We start from the raw sequence: 19494 nt of genomic DNA, 5'->3' as shown, positions 1-19494 counted from the left end.
GGTCGCGGGATCATTCTTCGAACGCATACGGGGCGAGACTACTCATTCATGGCACGCGGCACGGGCAAGCAACGTATCGAACCGCGCTTTGGTTCGGATCGCCGTTCGGGCGACGATTTGCGCGCAGATCCGGAGGACAGGCCAGTGGCAAAACGCAAGACGACGCGCAAGCCCGCCGCATCCAGGCGGCGCAAGACGCGTCGTAGCGGAGGTGGCGGCGGCTTCATCGGCCTCCTGCGCCGTATGGTCTACTGGTCGATGGTTCTTTGCCTGTGGGGCGGTATCGGCCTTGCCGGCACTGTCATCTATTTTGCCGCGAAGATGCCGCAGACGACGACCTGGGCCATCCCGGATCGTCCGCCAAACGTGAAAATCGTTTCGGTCGAGGGCGATCTCATTGCCAATCGCGGCGCTTCCGGCGGCGAGGCCATCAGCCTGCACGACATGTCGCCCTATATTCCCGAGGCCGTCGTCGCCATCGAGGACCGGCGGTTCTATTCGCATTTCGGCGTCGATCCGATCGGGTTTGCCCGCGCGATGGCAACCAATCTGATTTCCGGGCGGCTTGTGCAGGGCGGCTCCACCATTACCCAGCAGCTTGCCAAAAATCTGTTCCTGACGCCCGACCGGACCATCGAGCGCAAGGTGCAGGAAGTGCTGCTCGCGCTGTGGCTGGAGCGCAAATACACCAAGGATCAAATCCTCGAAATGTATTTGAACCGGGTCTATCTGGGCTCGGGTTCCTATGGCGTCGCGGCCGCGTCCCGGCGCTATTTCAACAAATCCGCCAAGGAGGTGACGCTGCCGGAGGCGGCGCTCATCGCCGGGCTCCTCAAGGCGCCGTCACGCCTTTCGCCGGCGCGTGATCCGAAAGCCGCCCGTGAGCGGTCGCAGCTCGTGCTCGCGGCCATGCGCGAACAGGGCATGATCGGCGACAAGGAGCTCAACTTTGCCATGAAGCAGCCGGCCACCCGGGCCGCCTCCTATTGGAGCGGCTCGGAGCAATATGTCGCTGATCGCGTCATGGAGGAATTGCCGGGCCTGATCGGCGATGTGCGCAGCGATGTCATCGTCGATACGACTGTCGACCTCGGCTTGCAGAAGCTCGGCGAAGCGTCGATTCGCGACCTCATAAGCAAGAACGGCGAAAAGCTCAATGTGTCGCAGGGCGCAATGGTTTCGATCGACGGCACCGGTGCCGTGCGGGCGCTGATCGGCGGCTATGACTACGCCAACAGCCAGTTCGACCGCGCCAGCGAGGCCAAGCGGCAGCCGGGCTCGGCCTTCAAGCCCTTCGTTTACCTCTCCGCCCTCGAGCAGGGATTTACACCGGAATCGGTGCGCAACGACGCGCCTATCCGCATCGGCAACTGGACCCCAGGCAACTTCAACGGCAAGTATTTCGGCAAGGTGACGCTGGCGGAAGCCCTGGCGCGCTCGCTGAACTCGGTGTCGGCGCAGCTCGTCATGGAAGTTGGACCGAGCACGGTGGTGTCGACGGCGCATCGGCTCGGCATCGAATCGAACCTTACCGCCAATGCATCGCTCGCGCTCGGCACGTCCGAAGTGACCCTCCTCGAACTCACCGATTCCTTCGTGCCCTTTGCCAACGGCGGCTACAAGGCGCCGATCCACATCATCCGCCGCGTGACGACCAACGAGGGCAAGGTGCTCTACGAATTCAAGCGTCCGCAGCCGTCTCGCGTTATCGATGAGCGCAATGTCGGCATGATGAATGCCATGTTGCGCCAGACCGTTGACAGCGGAACCGCCACCAAGGCGAAGTTCGGCTGGCCGGCGGCGGGCAAGACCGGCACAAGCCAGAATTTCCGTGATGCCTGGTTCATCGGCTATACGTCAAACCTGACCACCGGCGTATGGTTCGGCAATGATGACGGCAAGCCGACCAAGAAGATCACCGGCGGCTCGCTGCCTGCCATCGCCTGGAAAGATTTCATGGTCGCCGCGCATAAGGGTGTGCCGGTGGCGCAGCTTCCGGGCGATTATCAGCTGCATCAGCAGGTCATCGAGGGCAACGATGTTCTTCCCGGATCGGGCGACAGCGTTCCCGCTGCCGAGGGCGTGCCGTCGGCCCAGCTCGATCCCGCAGGCCAGATGCCGCCAGCCGACCTTGGAGATCAGACTGGATCGACCCATCCCGTGCCGCCCGGCAGTGTGAGTGGCGGCAAGGGGCGCAAGACAACCCTGTTCGATCTGATCATGGGCAATTGATCGATGTTTTGCGCGGTTTTGCATCGCGCAAGCATCGCTGAACAGTTACTGGCTCAAGGTACGCTTGACGGCCGTTTTCCAGCCCGCAATCTTCGCCTTGCGGGTCTTCTCGTCCATCTTCGGCGTGAACTGCGTCTCGCGTTCCCAGGTCTTGGCGAAATCGCGCCGGTTCGGCCAGATGCCTGCTTTCGATCCAGCGAGCCATGCGGCTCCAAGCGCTGTCGTTTCCAAGATTACCGGCCGGTCCACGGGTGCATCCAGGATGTCAGCAAGTCGCTGCATGGTCCAGTCTGACGCGACCATGCCGCCATCGACGCGCAGCACGGTCTTTTTGTCCGATGCCTTCCAGTCCTTGCGCATGGCGTCGAGAAGATCGCGGGTCTGGTACGCGACGGATTCAAGCGCCGCGCGGGCAAACTCGGCCGGGCCGCTGTTGCGCGTGAGGCCATAGATCGCGCCGCGCGCTTCCGCATCCCAATACGGTGCGCCGAGCCCGACGAAGGCCGGCACAAGATAGACGTCCTGGCTCGGATCGGCGTGATCGGCGAGTTTGCCGGTCTCCGGCGCCGAGCCGATGATCTTGAGGCCGTCACGCAACCATTGGACGGCCGCGCCGGCAATGAAGATCGAGCCTTCGAGTGCATAGGTGGTCTTGCCGTTGAGGCGGTAGGCGATCGTCGTCAGCAGGCGGTTCTTCGAAAGGACCATATCGCTGCCGGTGTTGAGCAGGGCAAAGCAGCCGGTTCCGTAGGTCGATTTGAACATGCCGGGTTCGAAACAGGCCTGGCCAATGGTCGCCGCGTGCTGATCGCCGGCGACGCCGAGGATCGGAATTGCCGCGCCGAGCAGCGAGGCTTCGGCAGCGCCGTAGTTGGCGGCGCAGTCCTTCACCTCAGGAAGCATCGCCCGCGGAATGCGCAGGATCTCAAGAAGCTCGTCATCCCACGCATTGGTCGCGATATTGAAGAGCAGCGTGCGCGACGCATTGGTGGCGTCGGTCGCGTGCACCTTGCCACCGGTCAAGCGCCAGATGAGGAAACTGTCGATGGTGCCGAACAACAGCTCGCCATTGGCCGCGCGCTTGCGGGCACCGGGTACCTTGTCGAGCAGCCATGCGAGCTTGGTGCCGGAAAAATAGGGGTCGAGCAGCAGCCCGGTCTTGCGCGTGAACGTCTTCTCCAGCCCCTGCTTCTTCAGCTTCTGGCACAATGACGCCGTCCGGCGGTCCTGCCAGACGATGGCGTTATGGATCGGTTTGCCGGTCGTTCGATCCCAGACGATAACTGTCTCGCGCTGGTTGGTTATGCCGATGGCGGCGACATCGCCGGCCTGAATCCTGGCGTTTTCGATGGCGACTTCGCATGTGCTGAGCACCGACTGCCAGATTTCGTCGGGATCATGCTCGACCCAGCCCGACTGCGGGTAGATTTGGGTGAATTCCTGCTGGTTTTTGCCGACCACGTGGCGATTGTGATCGAAGACGATGGCGCGACTCGAAGTCGTGCCCTGGTCGATGGCCAAAACATATCCGTTCATGCTTCCCCCCTGATTTGGCGCCAAGATATTTGCTTGGTTGGGCCAGATCAATCGCTGCGACATGATAAGCCTCGAATTTAGGCTGATCTTGCTCTAAGGCTGATGCAACGGAGTATCGCCATGTCCAATGATGAGCCACGCAAGGTCCTTGTCCTTACCGGAGCAAGCCGCGGTATCGGCCACGCTACTGTCAAGCGCTTTTCGCGCGCCGGCTGGCGCGTGATCACTTGCTCGCGCCAGGATTTTTCCGAAAACTGCCCTTGGCCTGCGGGTCCTGACGACCATATCAAGGTCGATCTTGCCGATCCTGCCGACGTCGATCACGCTGTCGCGGAGATCCGCAGCCGCCTCGCGGCCGAGGGCGGCAGGCTGAACGCACTCGTCAACAATGCCGGCATATCGCCGAAGAACAGTGCCGGCGACCGGCTCGATTCGATCGTTACCCCGATGCAGACGTGGATGACGGTGTTCCAGGTCAACTTCTTCGCGCCGATCATGCTCGCGCGCGGCCTGTTCAACGAACTCGAGGCTGCCCAGGGTTCAGTGGTTAACGTTACGTCGATTGCCGGCAGCCGCGTCCATCCATTTGCTGGTACGGCCTATGCCACGTCGAAGGCCGCACTTGCTTCGCTGACGCGTGAAATGGCTTCGGATTTCGGACCGCACGGCATAAGGGTCAACGCGATCGCGCCGGGCGAGATCGACACGGCCATCCTGTCACCGGGGACGGATAAGCTCGTCGAGCAACTGCCGCTGCGCCGGCTTGGCAAGACCGCCGAGGTTGCCGAGACGATCTATTTCCTCTGCACTGAATCCTCATCTTATGTGACCGGATCCGAGATTCATATCAACGGCGGCCAGCACGTTTAGCGCAGGTACGATGGGGCGGCGGAAGTTTCATCGCCACCCCGACCCTCCCCACAAGGGGGAGGGAGGGAGCGGGCACCGCAGTGTTGTCGGCGACCAACCGTACGGAAGGCTTCGAACGGTCAAACGTAGCGGTTGACGATATTTTCCAGATATTCCTGCCGGCCGGAGCGCGGCTGCGGCTGGATGTTCTTGTCCTCGACCCGTTTGGCGATCGCGTCGAGCGATTCCTTGCCCGAGAGCATCGCCTTAGCCTCGGGCGTCGACCATCCGGCATAGCGATCGTCGACGAAGCTCGTCAGCGCCTTGTCCTCGATCATCTTTGCCGCTGCCTTGAGGCCACGCGCGCAGGTATCCATGCCGCCAATATGGGCGATCAGAAGATCCTGCGGGTCTATCGACTGGCGGCGCAGCTTGGCGTCGAAATTCGTGCCGCCTGTGGTGAAGCCGCCGGCCTTCAGCACCTCGTAGTAGGCGAGCGCGATTTCCGGAACATTGTTCGGAAACTGGTCCGTGTCCCAGCCCGACTGGTAGTCATTGCGGTTCATGTCGATGGAGCCGAATATGCCGAGCGCCGCCGCTGTCGCCAGCTCATGTTCGAACGAATGGCCGGCAAGGATGGCGTGGCCCTGTTCGAGGTTGACCTTCACTTCGTTCTCCAGGCCGAAACGCTTCAGGAAGCCGTAGACCGTCGCCGCATCGTAATCGTACTGGTGCTTGGTGGGTTCCTGTGGCTTGGGTTCAATGAGGATCGTGCCCTTGAAGCCGATCTTGTGTTTGTATTCGACGACGAGGCTTAGAAACCGGCCCATCTGGTCGAGTTCACGCTTCATGTCGGTGTTGAGCAGGGTCTCATAGCCCTCGCGTCCGCCCCATAGCACGTAGTTTTCGCCGCCAAGCTTCTGCGTCACGTCGATACAGCTTTTGACGGTGGCTGCCGCATAGGCGAAGACGTCTGGATCGGGGTTCGTGGCTGCGCCCGACATATAGCGGCGGTTGGAAAAGAGGTTGGCCGTGCCCCAGAGCAATTTGGTGCCGGTCTTTTCCATCTTGCCGGCGAAATAGTCGGCGATCTCGTGCAGGCGGCTGTTGCTCTCATTGATCGTGTCGCCTTCGGGACGCACATCCGCGTCATGGAAGCAGAAATAGGGCGCGCCGAGGATAGAGAACATTTCGAAGGCAACGTCGGCCTTCAGTTTGGCGCCTTCCATGGTGTCGTTGAACCAGGGGCGTTCGAAGGTCTGACCGCCGAAAGGATCGCCGCCTGGCCAGACGAAGGAGTGCCAGTAGGCGACGGCGAAGCGAAGATGGTCCTCAAGGCGCTTGCCAAGGACCTTCTCGTCGGGATTGTAAAAGCGGTAGGCGAGCGGATTGTTGCTGTCCGGCCCCTCATATTTGACTGGCTTGATATCTCCGAAAAACCCGCTGCTCATGATTGAACTCCCTTAAGTGCTGGATAGAGGTTGTGATAGCGATTGTAGGCCGCGTCGAAGGCCCCGATCAGGTTCGCGTCCGGTTCGATGGTCGTATCCGTTGCGGGGGCGACGCAGATGGCATGCGGGTCAGCGCCTTCGGCAGCGATAAGCCCGAGGCGAGCAACACCAAAGGCCGCACCGAAATCCCCATCCGCCGGTACGTCGACCGGTATGTTGAGCGCGGTGGCGATGGCTTTCAGCCAGTAGGTGGAGCGCGATCCGCCGCCGACAGCCGTGACGCGCTCAAGCCTGGTGCCGGCGGCAGCCAGGGCATGAAGGCAATCGCGGAAGGCGAAGGCAACACCTTCGAGCACGGCCTGCGTCAGAACTGCCCGGTCGCTCGCATGTTCGAGCCCCTGGAACGACCCGCGGATCGCTGAATCGTTGAGCGGGGTGCGTTCGCCGGAAAGATAGGGCAGGAACGTCACGCCCGATGGAGTGCGCAGATCTGCTCCAAGTTCGTCCGTGAGTTCGGCGGCTTTGCGGGAAACGATCCCGGCATACCAGTTCAGGGCGTCGGTCGCCGAAAGAATAACGCCCATCTGGTGCCACGTGTCCGGCAGCGCATGGCAGAATGTGTGCACGGCGCTTTCAGGGTTTGGCAGATAGGCGCGGTTGGCGGCAAACAGCACCCCGGAAGTTCCGAGCGAAACGAAGGCATGGCCTTCTCCGACAGTGCCCATGCCGCAGGCCGATGCCGCATTGTCGCCGGCCCCGCCAGCTACCACCACCTTGTCGCCCATGCCCCAGCGCGCGGCAACATCTGGCTTCAGGATGCCGGACACCTCGGTTCCCTCGACCAGCGAGGGCATGTAGCTTTCATCGAGGCCGGTTGCGGCAAGCAGTTCCGGCGACCACGCGCGCTTGCCGACATCGAGCCAGGACGTGCCGGCCGCGTCGGACATTTCGGACACATGTTCGCCCGTCAACCAGAAGCGCAAATAATCCTTCGGCAACAGAACGCGCTGCAGCCGCGCAAAAATATCGGGCTCGTTGTTGCGAACCCAGGCGATCTTCGGGGCGGTGAAACCGGGGAAGACGATGTTGCCGCTGAGGCTGCGGAATTTCGGGTTGGCGTCGAGTTCGGCTGCTTCCGCGTGGCTGCGGGTGTCGTTCCAAAGGATGCAGGGCCGCAGCACCTGATCGCCGACATCGAGCAGTGTGGCGCCGTGCATCTGTCCGGAGACGCCGATACCCTTGACGGCAGAGAGTTCGCGGCCATGGTTCGCCTTGAGCGCGGCAACAGCGTCTTCCGTCGCCCGGATCCAGTGCGAAGGGTCCTGTTCCGACCAGCCTGAATGCGGGCGCGAAACGTCGAGATGTCCCGTGCCGGAGCCGACGATCTTTTGGTTCTCGTCGATCAGAAGTGCTTTGACACCGGATGTGCCGAGGTCGAGCCCGAGATACATGCTGGCTTCCTTCCTTCCTTGGGTGTTAGAGGGCGTGCTTCAATTGAGGGTCCTTGAGGTCGCCCGGCGCGAAGATTTGCGTGTCGAGGTGAAGCAAGGACGTCATCAGGCAGCCTTGTACGATAAGCGGATGTTCGTCCGGATAACAGCGTATGCTGAGATCCTGCGTCGCGCCCCAGCCGGAATTGCCGGAAATGACGCCGCGCAATTCCTCTTCCATAAGGTCAAATACGCCGGCTCCGGGTCCAACCAATGCCACCGGCACGGGATCGATCAATGAAAACAGGCTGCGAAGGCCTGCGCCGATCGCCTGGCCGGCCTTGCGGAAGGCCGCACCCTCATCGCCGTTACCGGTACGGGCCCGGCCGGCGGCGGCCGCGAACGTCGAGGGATCTATATCCTGCGGCGGCGGGGTGGATTCGTTCTCGCCCGATATCGTCCGCAATATGGCATAATCGCTGGCATAGGCTTCGATGCAACCCCGCCGGCCACATCGGCACAGCGCGCCTTTAGGGATGTGCAACATGTGCCCGAACTCCGCAGCCGAAGAGTGCGCCCCGACGAAGGGCTTGCCCTTGAGATAGAGGCCCATGCCGATGCCATGCGACAGCAGGATTGCTGCGAAATTCTCCCTGTAGTGTTCCGGATCGGTCCAGCGCAACGCCTCGGCTATCATGTTGCAATCATTGGCGACCGAAGCATCCACGCCATAACGCCGCGACAGGACCTTGCCAAAGGCGATGTTCGTGTCCGGCGTGATCGGCGACCACAGCATGGTGGCGCCCGTGGCGTCGGTAACGCCCTGGACCCCCATGGAAATGTGCATCAACGGGCCGGTCCCTGAAGGGCGTTTATCGATGAGGCTGTCCAGCATGGCGAAGATCGATTGAAACAGCGCGTCCGCCGACATTTCAAGGGTTGGCACCCGCTCCGAAATTTCAGCGACGACCTGGCCCTTGTAATCGTAGAGAACCGCATGGACGAAGTTAAGCGCGAGCTCCACGGTCACCACGCTCGCAACGTCTGGATTGAGCACCAAGGCAATTTGCGGGCGCCCGCGCCGGTTGGAACCGAGGTCGCCCTCGCGCGCTTCGATGATGATGCCCTCGGAAATCAGCGAGGTCGTGATGGCGGAAACGGTCGAGGGGCTGAGCCCGGTCTGGGCCACGATATCGGTGCGCGACAGGAGGCCGTGACGGCGCAAAGCCGTCAGCGCAAGTCTACGATTCTGGCGCCTGACATCGTCGGGACGCGCGATCTCATCGATCAACAAATTCCACTCCTCCCCATAACCCACTTTTTGTGCAATGCAAAAATGTTGTTGCGTTGCAATGGGTTATGCCTAGCAAAATCCATGTTGACATGGAAATGCTTTTAAGTCACTATTTTTTTCGAGCCTCGAAATAAAAGAGGTTTAGACGCGGGTCGGAGGTGTAGGCCCTCGTTCATCAGTCATCGTGCTGTGTGCACTGGGAGGATTACCATGAAGAAATATGCAACCGCTCTCGCGGGCGCTGCTGTCCTTGCTGTCTCTTTCGCGGGGCCCGTTCTGGCCAAAGACAAGATCGTCGGTGTATCCTGGTCGAATTTCCAGGAAGAGCGTTGGAAGACCGACGAGGCAGCGATCAAGAAGGCGCTCGAGGCAAATGGCGACAAGTACATTTCCGCCGACGCGCAATCCTCTGCCGCCAAGCAGCTGACCGATGTCGAGAGCCTGATCTCGCAGGGCGCCAACGCGCTGATCATCCTTGCACAGGATTCGAGCGCCATCGGACCGGCCGTCGAAAAGGCGGTTGCGGAAGGTATTCCGGTGGTCGGCTATGACCGTCTCATCGAGAACAAGGATGCCTTCTACATCACCTTCGACAACAAGGAAGTCGGCCGCATGCAAGCGCGCGGTGTCTTCGCCGTCAAGCCGGAAGGCAACTACGTCTTCATCAAGGGTTCTTCAGCTGACCCGAATGCCGATTTCCTCTTTTCCGGCGCGCAGGAAGTGCTGAAGGAAGCGATCGACAGCGGCAAGATCAAGAATGTCGGCGAAGCCTATACCGACGGCTGGCTGCCGGCCAATGCCCAGAAGAACATGGAGCAGTTCCTGACCGCTAACGACAACAAGGTCGACGCAGTCGTTGCGGCAAATGATGGTACCGCAGGCGGCGCCATTGCCGCTCTCCAGGCGCAGGGCCTTGCCGGCACCGTGCCGGTCTCGGGCCAGGATGCCGACTTTGCCGCGCTCAACCGCGTTGCCCTCGGCACCCAGACGGTAACGATCTGGAAGGACTCCCGCGAACTCGGCAAGCAGGCTGCCGGCATTGCTTCGGCTCTTGCCGACGGCAAGAAGATGGAAGAGATCCCGAACGTTCAGAAGTTTGCCGGCGGCGCCAACAAGGTCGAGGTCAGCGCCGTGTTCCTGACGCCCGTTCCGGTCACCAAGGATAATCTCGGCGTCGTCATCGATGCCGGCTGGGTAACGAAGGACGTCGTCTGCCAGGGCGTGAAGGCTGGCTCGGTACCGGCCTGCAACTAACACCTTCAAGTCTGATAGAATTGAGCGCCGCTGGTCCACTGGATCGGCGGCGTTCTAAAAGAAAATAAAACTGGGAGATTAACATGAGTGATCCGGCCATCAGTCTTGACCGGGCTCGCGCTTCCGAACTCGGTCTCGTTGCCAGGTTCTTCAAGGCGACCGAGCTCGATACCCGCCTCCTCGGCATGATCGGAGCGCTCGTCATCATCTGGCTTGCCTTCCAGTTTTTAACCGGCGGCCTCGTCAACGGCCAATTTCTGACACCGCGCAATCTTTGGAACCTGTCGGTCCAGACCTCTTCCATCGCGGTCATGGCGACCGGGATGGTCCTTATCATCGTCACACGCAATATCGATCTTTCCGTAGGCTCGGTGCTTGGGTTTGTCGGCATGGTGATGGGCGTGACGCAGGCCGAAATCCTGCCGAAGCTGATCGGCTTCGAACAGCCGTTCACCTGGGTTATTGCGCTCGGGCTCGGCATCGTCGTCGGCGCGCTCATCGGCGGCTTTCAGGGCTTCGTCATCGCCTTCCTCGGCGTTCCCGCCTTCATCGTTACGCTGGGCGGCTTGCTCGTCTGGCGCGGCGCTGCCTGGTGGGTCACGTCAGGTCGCACGGTCGCACCAATGGATTCAACCTTCCGACTCATGGGCGGCGGGCCGGAAGGGTCGATCGGGGCGACCTGGAGCTGGGTTGTCGGCATTGTCGCCTGCCTTGCCATTGTCGGCATGATCGTCAACGGCCGGCGCCAGCGCAAGCGTTTCAACTTTCCCCGCCGTCCGGTCTGGGCCGAGGCCTTTATGGCGGCGATCGCCTGTTTTCTCGTCCTCGGTGCGGTTTCGATCGCCAATCATTACTATTGGCCGATCGGTATCGTCCGCAAATATGCCGAGGCCAACAACATCACCATTCCGGATGGCGGCCTGTTCATCCCGCATGGCATCGCCATCCCCGTGCTGATCGCGGTCGCAACGGGCATCATCATGACCTTCGTGACGACGCGCACGCGTTTCGGCCGCTACGTTTTCGCCATGGGCGGCAACCCGGAGGCCGCAGATCTTGCCGGCATCAACACACGCTGGGTGACGATGAAAATCTTCATCATCATGGGCATTCTGTGCGCCATCGCCGGCGCGATATCGACCGCCCGCCTCAACGCTGCCACCAATGCGCAAGGCACGCTCGATGAGCTGATGACGATCGCGGCCGCTGTCATCGGCGGAACCTCGCTCGCCGGCGGCGTCGGCACCATTGCCGGCGCGATGATCGGCGCGCTGCTGATGCAGTCGCTGAATTCGGGCATGGTCATGCTCGGTCTCGAAACGCCGCTGCAGAATATCGTTGTCGGCATCGTGCTCGTCGTTGCCGTCTGGCTCGACACGATCTATCGCCGCCGTACCGCTTGAGGGAGATTGAAACATGACCGATGCACAAACCCCTCTCGTCGATATCGAAAACGTCTCGATCGCCTTTGGCGGCATACGCGCCGTGGATGGCGCCTCGGTCGACCTGTATCCGGGCGAAGTCGTGGCACTGCTTGGCCACAATGGCGCCGGCAAGTCGACGCTGATCAAGGTGCTCTCCGGCGCCTACAAGCGCGACAGTGGCACAATCCGTGTCAATGGCGAGGAAGCGACGATCAACAATCCGCGCGATGCCAAGGCCTATGGCATCGAGACGATCTACCAGACGCTGGCTCTTGCCGACAACGTCGATACGGCTGCCAATCTCTACCTTGGCCGCGAGTTGATGACGCCATGGGGAACGCTCGACGATGTGGCAATGGAGCACAGCGCCCGCGAAGTGATGGACCGGCTCAATCCGCGGTTCCAACGCTTCAAGGACCCGGTCAAGGCGCTTTCAGGCGGCCAGCGCCAGTCGGTGGCGATTGCCCGCGCCATCCTCTTCAATGCCCGCATTCTCATCATGGATGAGCCGACGGCGGCCCTGGGGCCGCAGGAGACGGCGCAGGTCGGGGAACTCATCAAGCAGCTTAAGAGCGAGGGTATCGGCATTTTCCTGATCAGCCACGATATTCACGACGTGTTCCACCTCGCCGATCGTGTGGCGGTGATGAAGAATGGTCAGGTCGTCGGCACGGCGAAGGTCACCGACGTGACCGAGGATGAAGTCCTCGGCATGATCATTCTCGGCAAATGCCCACCCGGTGCGATTCCGGGGCCAGGCGCGGTGAACTAAAGGTAATAAAAAGGCCGCTCGAAGCGGCCTCTTTTACATTAAAGCGTGAAAGCTCAGACGGATTCGACGTGCTGGACTTCCGGTACGAAATGCTTGAGCAGGTTCTGGATGCCGTGCTTCAGGGTCGCCGTGGATGAGGGGCAGCCGGAGCATGCACCGCGCATATTGAGGAAAACGGTGCCGTTCTCATAGCCGCGGAAGGTGATGTCGCCGCCGTCCTGCGCAACTGCCGGGCGTACGCGCGTCTCAAGCAGTTCCTTGATGGTATCGACGATTTCGGCGTCGGCGCTGTCGAAAAACTCGTCTTCGGAATCGCGTTCAGCATCGTCAGCAACCTGCGTGGCGCTCGTCATGATCGGCGCTCCGGACATGAAATGCTCCATGATGGCGCCGAGGATGGCCGGCTTCAGGTGTTGCCATTCCGGACCGTCGTTCTTGGTGACGGTGACGAAGTCATAGCCGAAGAAGACACCGGATACGCCGGGGATTGCAAAGATCTTGCCGGCAAGCGGAGAGGCTGCGCCTGCGCTTTGAGCATCGCGGAAATCGGCCGTCCCCTGGTCGAGAACCACCTTCCCAGGCAGGAACTTGAGGGTCGCCGGATTGGGCGTTGCTTCGGTCTGGATAAACATGACGGATCTCGCGTGTCTAGTTTAGAATTGTTCAAAGGCGATATAGGCCTTAAAACTCAACTGTTCAAGTCAGGATTGTATCACGTTTCGCCGCGGGATCACGTAATCGCGTCGATATCCTCGTCAGAGAGATTGTATGGGACAACCGTGACAGGAATGGGGAAGGATTCGCGTCCCGCCAGCGACTGAACGAGGGGCCCCGGGCCTTCCTTGCCCGAGCCTGCCGCAAGGACGAGGATGGCAATGTCCTGGTCTTCCTCGATCAGCTTCTGGATCTCTTCCGATGTCAGCCCTTCGCGCACGACGAGTTCGGATTCGATGCCGATCGTCCCGCGCACATTGGCCGCGAACCTGCTCAGCGTCGCGCTTGCCCGTTCCTGCGCTTCGGCCCGCATGATCTGCTCGACACCGAGAAAAGCCTGGAAATCGGCTGTGTCAATGACGAAAAGGAGGAGCAACACTCCGCCAGTCGTCTTGGCGCGGCGCGAGGCATAGGCCACCGCCCGCTCGCATTCGGGCGTCTCGTCGATAACGGCTAGAAATTTGCGGCGATGGCCCGCTTCCCGGCTGAGACGTTTCGATACCATTTGCCCGTTCCTGCCCTAACCGATGTGATCGTCCACCCCTTGCAGCACCCGGTCCTAGTCCTGCAGGAAGCCGATAATATCACGCACATTGCGCAGCGTCTTCTCGGCGAGAACGGCTGCCCGCTCGCCGCCGTCCTTCAAGACGGCATCGACATAGCTCGGATCGGCCGAAATACGCCGCATCTCCGCGGCAATCGGCGCGAGACGCTCGACTGCGAGGTCGGCAAGTGCCGGCTTGAACACGGAAAATTGCTGGCCACCGAAATCGCCGATCACCTTTTCCTTGTCCGCATCGATCAAGGCCGCATAGATGCCGACGAGGTTGTCTGCTTCCGGGCGGTCCTTGAGACCCTCGACATCGGAGGGCAGCGGTTCGGCGTCGGTCTTGGCTTTGCGGATCTTCTTCGAGATCGTATCGGCATCGTCGATGAGATTGATGCGGGACAGATCCGAGGGATCGGATTTGGACATCTTTTTGGTGCCATCGCGCAGGCTCATGACGCGCGCAGCCGGCCCGCCGATGACGGGTTCCGTCAGCGGGAAGAAGCTGGCAATGGTCTCGTCGCCCGATTGCGTCTCGACGCCGAGACCGAGTTCGGCGATGCGGTCGGAGAAATCCGTATTGAATTTCTGCGCAATGTCGCGCGTGAGTTCGAGGTGCTGTTTCTGGTCTTCGCCGACCGGCACATGGGTAGCGCGATAGGCGAGAATGTCGGCCGCCATCAGGTTCGGATAGGTGAAAAGCCCGACGGATGCGTTCTCGCGATCCTTGCCGGCCTTGTCCTTGAACTGGGTCATCCGGTTGAGCCACCCCATGCGGGCAATACAATTGAACACCCAGGCGAGCTCGGCGTGCTGGCGCACGCGGCTCTGGTTGAAGACGATGTGTTTCTTCGGGTCGATGCCGGAAGCCAGAAACGCCGCTGTCACCTCGCGCGTGTTGCGCATCAGCTCGGCCGGACCGCCCCACACGGACATGGCCTGCGTGATCGCATGCTGGTCGACCACGCAATAGATGCAGTTATAGTCTTCCTGCAGAGCGACCCAGCGCCGGATAGCCCCCAGATAATTGCCGAGATGCAGGTTGCCGGTTGGCTGGACACCGGAAAAGACGAGCTGTTCAAACGTGCTCATTAATCGTCCTTGATCGTTCGGGGATCGGGCTTGCAGGCGCCGATGGCAGTGAAGCGCGGTTTTGGCAGAGCCACACGCAGTATTCAAGCCCTATATCGTTGGCTGCTTCAGTTCGAGCAAGTCCCACTTGTTGCCGTAGAGATCCTGAAACACGGCGACGCTGCCATATGGCTCATGGCGTGGCTCTTCAAGGAAGATGACGCCTGATTTGACCATCGCCGAATGATCGCGCTCGAAGTCGTCCGTGTGAAGAAAGAAAGCAACCCGCCCGCCCGTCTGGTTGCCGGTGGCGGCTTCTTGGGCTTGTCCGTCCGCTTTTGCAAGGAGGATACGCGTTTCGCCGTCGCCAGGCGCCAAGACCACCCAGCGCTTTGATTCAGAAAGCGCGGTATCTTCGACGAGGCGAAAACCAAGCTTTTGCGTGTACCAGGCGATGGCTTCGTCATAGTCGCGCACGACAAGCGTGATCAATCCGATGCGGCGGCTCATGGTGCGGCATCTGTCGGCGTTGCTTCAGCGGCCTTCGCGCCGCGCTTCACGTTGCGACGGATCATGGCAAGGCTGGCGCCGCCCGTGCCGAAGGCAAGGGCAAAGTAGGAGATCATCGCCAGGATGACCAGCGTCAGCACGGCAACGGCTTGTGTGTGGAGCGGCGCATGCGGTGCAAGCGCGGGGCCCATCCATGTAATCGCGTAATGAAGGCCGATCGCCATGATCGCCGCGGATATGAACAGTCGCGGAATGCGGGTGAGGAGAGGGATGTCGCGTCCCCAGTGGCCGCGCCAAACCAAGGTCGCAAAGAGCAGGATGGCGTTGACCCAACCAGCGACGATCTCGGCGGTGGCGATGCCGGTCTCGTACATGATCGGAAAGAGCGTTAGCGCGAGCGAGACATTCACCGCCACGGCAATTGCCGCAAAGATCATCGGTGTGCGGGTGTCCTCACGGGCAAAGAACCCGGGAAGGAACGCCTTTATCAGCACGAAAGCCGGAAGCCCCAACCCGTAGACGGCGAGGATATTGCCGACCGTATGCGTCGAGGTGGGGGAGAAATTGCCGCGCTCGTAAAGCATCCGAACGATCGGCTCGGACATGACGAGCAGTGCCGCTGCTGCCGGCAGCGTCAGAAACAGGGTGAATTCCACCGAGCGGTTCTGCAGGCTCGACGCTTCCTTGAGGTTGCCGGAGCGAAGCGCGCGTGCAAGTTCCGGCAAAAGCACGGTCGCGACAGCAATGCCCACAACGCCGAGCGGCAGCTGGTAGATGCGGTCGGCATATGCGAGCGAGGAAATGGCGCCGGATTTCGCCGAGGCAATGTTGGTGTTGATCAAAAGGTTGATCTGCGTGATGCCCCCGGTTACTGCCGCGGGAAGCGCCAGAACCAGCAGGCGCTTCACGTTCTTGGTGAGATGCGGAAGGCGAAAGCCGATGGTGATGCCGGCATTGCGCACCGCAATCCAGACGATCGCAAGTTGCACGAGGCCGGAGACCATGACACCCCAGGACAGGGCGTAGCCGACCTGCCTGCCGTCCTGGCCCGTATACCAGGCATAGGCAAGCACACCGATCAGAATGACATTGAGGAAGACCGGGGCGATCGCAGCGGCAAAATAGCGGTGCAGCGAATTCAGCATGCCGCTCATCATCGCCGCCAGCGACATGCAGGCGAGGTATGGGAACATGATGATCGCCATGCGCACCGTATTGTCGAACTTCATCGGATCCTCGACAAAGCCCGGCGCGATGACATAGCGCACGATCAGCGGCATCGACACTTCCATCAGGATCGTCAGCGTCAGCAACACCGTGAAGAGGACGCCGAACACCTCTTCGGAGAAGCGCCGCGCCCCATCAAGACCGTTTGCCTCGATCTCCTTGGCAAAAAGCGGAACGAAGGCAGCGTTGAAAGCGCCTTCGGCAAAGAGCCGGCGAAATGTATTGGGGAAGCGGAAGGCCGCGTTGAAAGCGTCGGCGATCGGCCCTGTGCCGAGCGCGCTCGCCATCAGCATTTCGCGGGTGAAGCCGAAGACGCGGCTCATCAGCGTGCCGGATGCGACAGTTGCAAATTTCTTGACGAGACTCATTTATTCCGCCGTCATGAGGATGTTTTGCCGCTGTGGCTGGGCGGTGGTTATATCGCCTTCGCCGAAGAGTGCGAGCAGCTTCTTACGAATGCGGTTTTGCCGCGCCGTGTTGGTGACTTTCTGGCCGACGAGGTCCGTCACGTAAAACACGTCGATGACCTTTTCGCCGAAAGTCGTCACATGCGCCGAGGCGATATCGAGCGAAAGATCGGAAATGATCCCGGTGATCTCTGAAAGAAGGCCGGGCCGGTCGAGCCCCTCGACCTCGATGACGGTGAATTTGTTGGAGAGCGTATTGTTGATTTCGACGCCGGGCTCGATACGGAAGGCGCGAACCGCCCGCTTCGGCTTGGTGCGTGCCGCCAGCATTTCGGGAAGATAGCTGCGGCCGGAAAGCACATCCTCGATCAGGCGGCCGACGTTCTTCGCGCGCCTCCGCTCGTCGTCATCGGTCGGAAATTCGCGGCTGATCAGGATCGTATCGAGCGCCCGCCCGTCGCTGGTGGTGAAGATCTGCGCATCAACGATGTTGGCGCCCGCCGCGGCGCAGGCGCCGGCAATGATCGAGAGCAGGCGTGGATGATCCGGCGATAGAACCGTAATCTCGGTGACGCCTTCAAAATCATGGGTCTTGATCATGGTGGACAGCGTCTTGCCGGCCGCATCGGATTCGCGAATGAAGTTTGCGTGGCGGATCTGGTCGTCGAGGCTGACCGTCAGGAGATAGTTCTGGTAGTGCAGCGCCAGGTAGGACTGGCGCTCGATCTGCGGCCAGGAAGACAGTGCGTGTTCGAGCTGAGACCGTGCATGTTCGGTGCGTTCCTTGCGCGGAACCTCCGAGAAGCCGCCGGTCAGCAGCAATTCCGTCTCATAGAAGAGATTGCGGAGCAGCTGGCCCTTCCAGCCGTTCCATACGCCCGGACCCACCGCCTTGATGTCGCAGATGGTGAGGATCAGCAGCAGCTTCATGCGGTCGAGCGATTGGACGATTTCGGCAAAATCCTCGATTGTCTTCCGATCGTTGAGATCGCGCGATTGCGCAACCCGGCTCATGGTCAGGTGCTGCTCGACGAGCCATGCGACCGTCTCGGTATCAGCCTTGGAGAGGCCAAGCCGGGGTCCAAGCCGCCTTGCGATGCGGGCGCCTGCAGTCGAATGATCTTCGGGGCGTCCCTTGGCGATATCGTGCAGGAGCAGCGCCACGTAAAGGATCTTGCGATCCTTCTTGAGCCCCGGCATGATCTGGTTGGCCAGCGGGTGTTCCTGGCCGAGATCGCCATGGTCGATCTCCGACATCACCGCGATGCAGCGCAGGAGGTGTTCGTCGACCGTATAGTGATGATACATGTTGAACTGCATCATCGCGACGATCTTGCCAAAATCCGGGATGAACTTGCCGAGCACGCCGGATTCGTTCATGCGCCGCAAGATCAGCTCGGGATTGCGCTCGGAAGTCAGAATTTCGAGAAAGAGCCGGTTCGCTTCCGGGTTTTCCCGCAATTCGCCATTGATCAGTGACAGCGAACGGGTGACGAGCTGCATCGCATCGGGATGAAACTCGAGGCCCTGCTGGTCCGCATAGTGAAAAAGGCGGATGAGGTTGACCGGGTCCTTCTCGAAGACACCGTCATCGGCGATGGTGATGCGATGGTTGTCGATGACGAAATCGCTTGTCCCGGCAATCTTGCGCTTGCGACGGGAAAAGGTCAGGAAAATCCTGTTGAAGCCCGGCACGTGCTTGGCCTGTTCTTCCTCAAGTGCCGCGCAAATGATGCGCGTCAGGTCGCCGACCTCCTTGGCGACGAGGAAGTAGTGCTTCATGAAGCGTTCGACGTCACGCTGGCCGGGATGCGCCGTATAGCCAAGACGCCGGGCGATCTCGCTCTGGATATCGAAAGAGAGCCGTTCCTCGGCCTTGCCGGTCAAAAAATGCATGTGGCAGCGCACCGCCCATAGAAGGTCCTCGGCCTTGCGGAACTTGTTGTGCTCCGACCGCGACAGCACGCCGAGCTTGACCAGCTCATCGCTGGTTTTGACGCGGTAGTAGTATTTGGCGATCCAGAACAGCGTATGCAGGTCGCGCTGGCCGCCCTTGCCCTCCTTGACGTTGGGCTCGACGAGGTAGCGCGTGGCACCGGCCTTGCGGTTGCGCGCATCGCGTTCGGCAAGCTTGGCCTCGATGAATTGCGGACCCGTTCCCTTGACCACTTCGTCGTCAAACCGCTTTTCCAGCGAAGTGAACAGCTCCTCATTGCCACAGACATAACGCGCCTCGAGAATGCTGGTGCGTATAGTCATGTCCGCCAGCGAAAGGCGAATGCATTCATCGAGATTGCGGGTGGCGTGCCCGACCTTGAGCCCGGCGTCCCACAGCATGTAGAGGATATACTCGACAACCTGTTCGCCCCACGGCGTTTGCTTGTAGGGCAAGAGAAACAGAAGATCGATGTCCGAGCCCGGCGCCAGGGCGCCGCGCCCATAGCCGCCGACCGCGACGATGCTCATGCGCTCGGCTGTCGAAGGGTTTACCGCAGGATAGACATGAGCGACCGCGAATTCGTACAATGCTGAAATGATCTGATCCATCAGAAAGGAAAGCCGCATGGCGCAACGTGTGCCCCCGGCATCTTTCATCAGCAGCTCTTCCGCCTTCTTGCGGCCGGATGCGAGCGTTTGCTTGACAAGCTGCAGCACGTCGTTGCGATCGACGGATGCTGCCCCATTGTCCTTCGCCGCCTTGACCAGATCTTCAAACTGCCGATGAAGTATGGTGGGGTTGACGATCTGTTCCAGTTTCAGGTCTGAGGCGTTCATG

The 19494-nt window shown here is 60.7% G+C and carries 15 protein-coding genes; 5 read left to right on the top strand and 10 right to left on the bottom strand.

Annotated elements, in window-relative coordinates:
* The first annotated feature begins 48 nt into the window (after nt 1-48).
* A complete protein-coding gene (locus HQ945_RS07160; protein WP_091946906.1) occupies nt 49-2232 on the top strand; it encodes a transglycosylase domain-containing protein in 2184 nt (727 codons plus the stop codon).
* Nucleotides 2233-2277: 45 nt separating this feature from the next.
* On the opposite strand, the gene glpK is transcribed toward HQ945_RS07160, so the two are convergent.
* Nucleotides 2278-3768, bottom strand: coding sequence for a glycerol kinase GlpK (glpK, locus tag HQ945_RS07155; RefSeq protein WP_113281197.1), 1491 nt, complete (start codon nt 3766-3768; stop codon nt 2278-2280).
* A 120-nt stretch (nt 3769-3888) separates the two neighbouring features.
* Here glpK and HQ945_RS07150 point away from each other — a divergent pair, with 120 nt between their 5' ends.
* On the top strand, nt 3889-4638 hold the full coding sequence (locus tag HQ945_RS07150; protein ID WP_027230644.1) for an SDR family NAD(P)-dependent oxidoreductase: 750 nt from the start codon (nt 3889-3891) through the stop codon (nt 4636-4638).
* Between the two features lie 119 nt (nt 4639-4757).
* Here the strand turns inward: HQ945_RS07150 and xylA are convergent, their stop codons facing one another.
* Genes xylA through HQ945_RS07135 form a run of 3 tightly spaced genes read right to left on the bottom strand, consistent with a single transcriptional unit; the run spans nt 4758 to nt 8789 of the window.
* Complete coding sequence (gene xylA, locus HQ945_RS07145; RefSeq protein WP_113281170.1) at nt 4758-6068, bottom strand: xylose isomerase; 1311 nt, start codon at nt 6066-6068, stop codon at nt 4758-4760.
* Nucleotides 6065-7519 (bottom strand): xylulokinase, encoded by a 1455-nt coding sequence (xylB, locus tag HQ945_RS07140; protein WP_174207844.1) that lies wholly within the window; start codon nt 7517-7519, stop codon nt 6065-6067. The genes xylA and xylB overlap by 4 nt, the downstream gene beginning before the upstream one ends.
* 25 nt (nt 7520-7544) lie before the next feature.
* On the bottom strand, nt 7545-8789 hold the full coding sequence (locus HQ945_RS07135; protein ID WP_174207843.1) for an ROK family transcriptional regulator: 1245 nt from the start codon (nt 8787-8789) through the stop codon (nt 7545-7547).
* Between the two features lie 213 nt (nt 8790-9002).
* Between HQ945_RS07135 and xylF the strand changes: the two genes are divergently transcribed.
* The 3 genes from xylF to HQ945_RS07120 all read left to right on the top strand — a co-directional run bounded on the left by xylF (nt 9003) and on the right by HQ945_RS07120 (nt 12242).
* Entirely contained in the window at nt 9003-10046 is a 1044-nt protein-coding gene (gene xylF, locus HQ945_RS07130) for a D-xylose ABC transporter substrate-binding protein (protein ID WP_027230640.1), read from the top strand.
* A gap of 83 nt (nt 10047-10129) precedes the next feature.
* The gene (locus HQ945_RS07125) at nt 10130-11449 is read left to right on the top strand and encodes a sugar ABC transporter permease (RefSeq protein ID WP_051614660.1); all 1320 of its coding nucleotides are present in this window, start codon (nt 10130-10132) and stop codon (nt 11447-11449) included.
* Nucleotides 11450-11462: 13 nt separating this feature from the next.
* Complete coding sequence (locus HQ945_RS07120) at nt 11463-12242, top strand: ATP-binding cassette domain-containing protein (protein WP_113281172.1); 780 nt, start codon at nt 11463-11465, stop codon at nt 12240-12242.
* Nucleotides 12243-12295: 53 nt separating this feature from the next.
* On the opposite strand, the gene HQ945_RS07115 is transcribed toward HQ945_RS07120, so the two are convergent.
* From HQ945_RS07115 to HQ945_RS07090, 6 genes are all read right to left on the bottom strand, one after another.
* Nucleotides 12296-12874 (bottom strand): NifU family protein, encoded by a 579-nt coding sequence (locus HQ945_RS07115; RefSeq protein ID WP_027230637.1) that lies wholly within the window; start codon nt 12872-12874, stop codon nt 12296-12298.
* 98 nt (nt 12875-12972) lie between these two features.
* Nucleotides 12973-13461, bottom strand: a complete 489-nt coding sequence (locus HQ945_RS07110) for a universal stress protein (RefSeq protein WP_174207842.1) — start codon at nt 13459-13461, stop codon at nt 12973-12975.
* Nucleotides 13462-13515: 54 nt separating this feature from the next.
* Nucleotides 13516-14595, bottom strand: a complete 1080-nt coding sequence (gene trpS / locus HQ945_RS07105; protein WP_113281173.1) for a tryptophan--tRNA ligase — start codon at nt 14593-14595, stop codon at nt 13516-13518.
* A 90-nt stretch (nt 14596-14685) separates the two neighbouring features.
* Nucleotides 14686-15084, bottom strand: coding sequence for a VOC family protein (locus HQ945_RS07100; RefSeq protein WP_027230634.1), 399 nt, complete (start codon nt 15082-15084; stop codon nt 14686-14688).
* On the bottom strand, nt 15081-16679 hold the full coding sequence (murJ, locus tag HQ945_RS07095) for a murein biosynthesis integral membrane protein MurJ (RefSeq protein WP_113281174.1): 1599 nt from the start codon (nt 16677-16679) through the stop codon (nt 15081-15083). Before murJ ends, HQ945_RS07100 begins: the two co-directional genes overlap by 4 nt.
* The gene (locus HQ945_RS07090; RefSeq protein WP_113281175.1) at nt 16680-19493 is read right to left on the bottom strand and encodes a [protein-PII] uridylyltransferase; all 2814 of its coding nucleotides are present in this window, start codon (nt 19491-19493) and stop codon (nt 16680-16682) included. It lies immediately after the preceding gene.
* Nucleotide 19494: the final 1 nt, after the last annotated feature.

The organism is Phyllobacterium pellucidum, assembly GCF_013327855.1.
GTDB lineage: Bacteria > Pseudomonadota > Alphaproteobacteria > Rhizobiales > Rhizobiaceae > Phyllobacterium > Phyllobacterium pellucidum.
The sequence above is the reverse complement of the archived record's forward strand: the minus strand, read 5'-3'. Positions and strand labels throughout refer to the sequence as shown.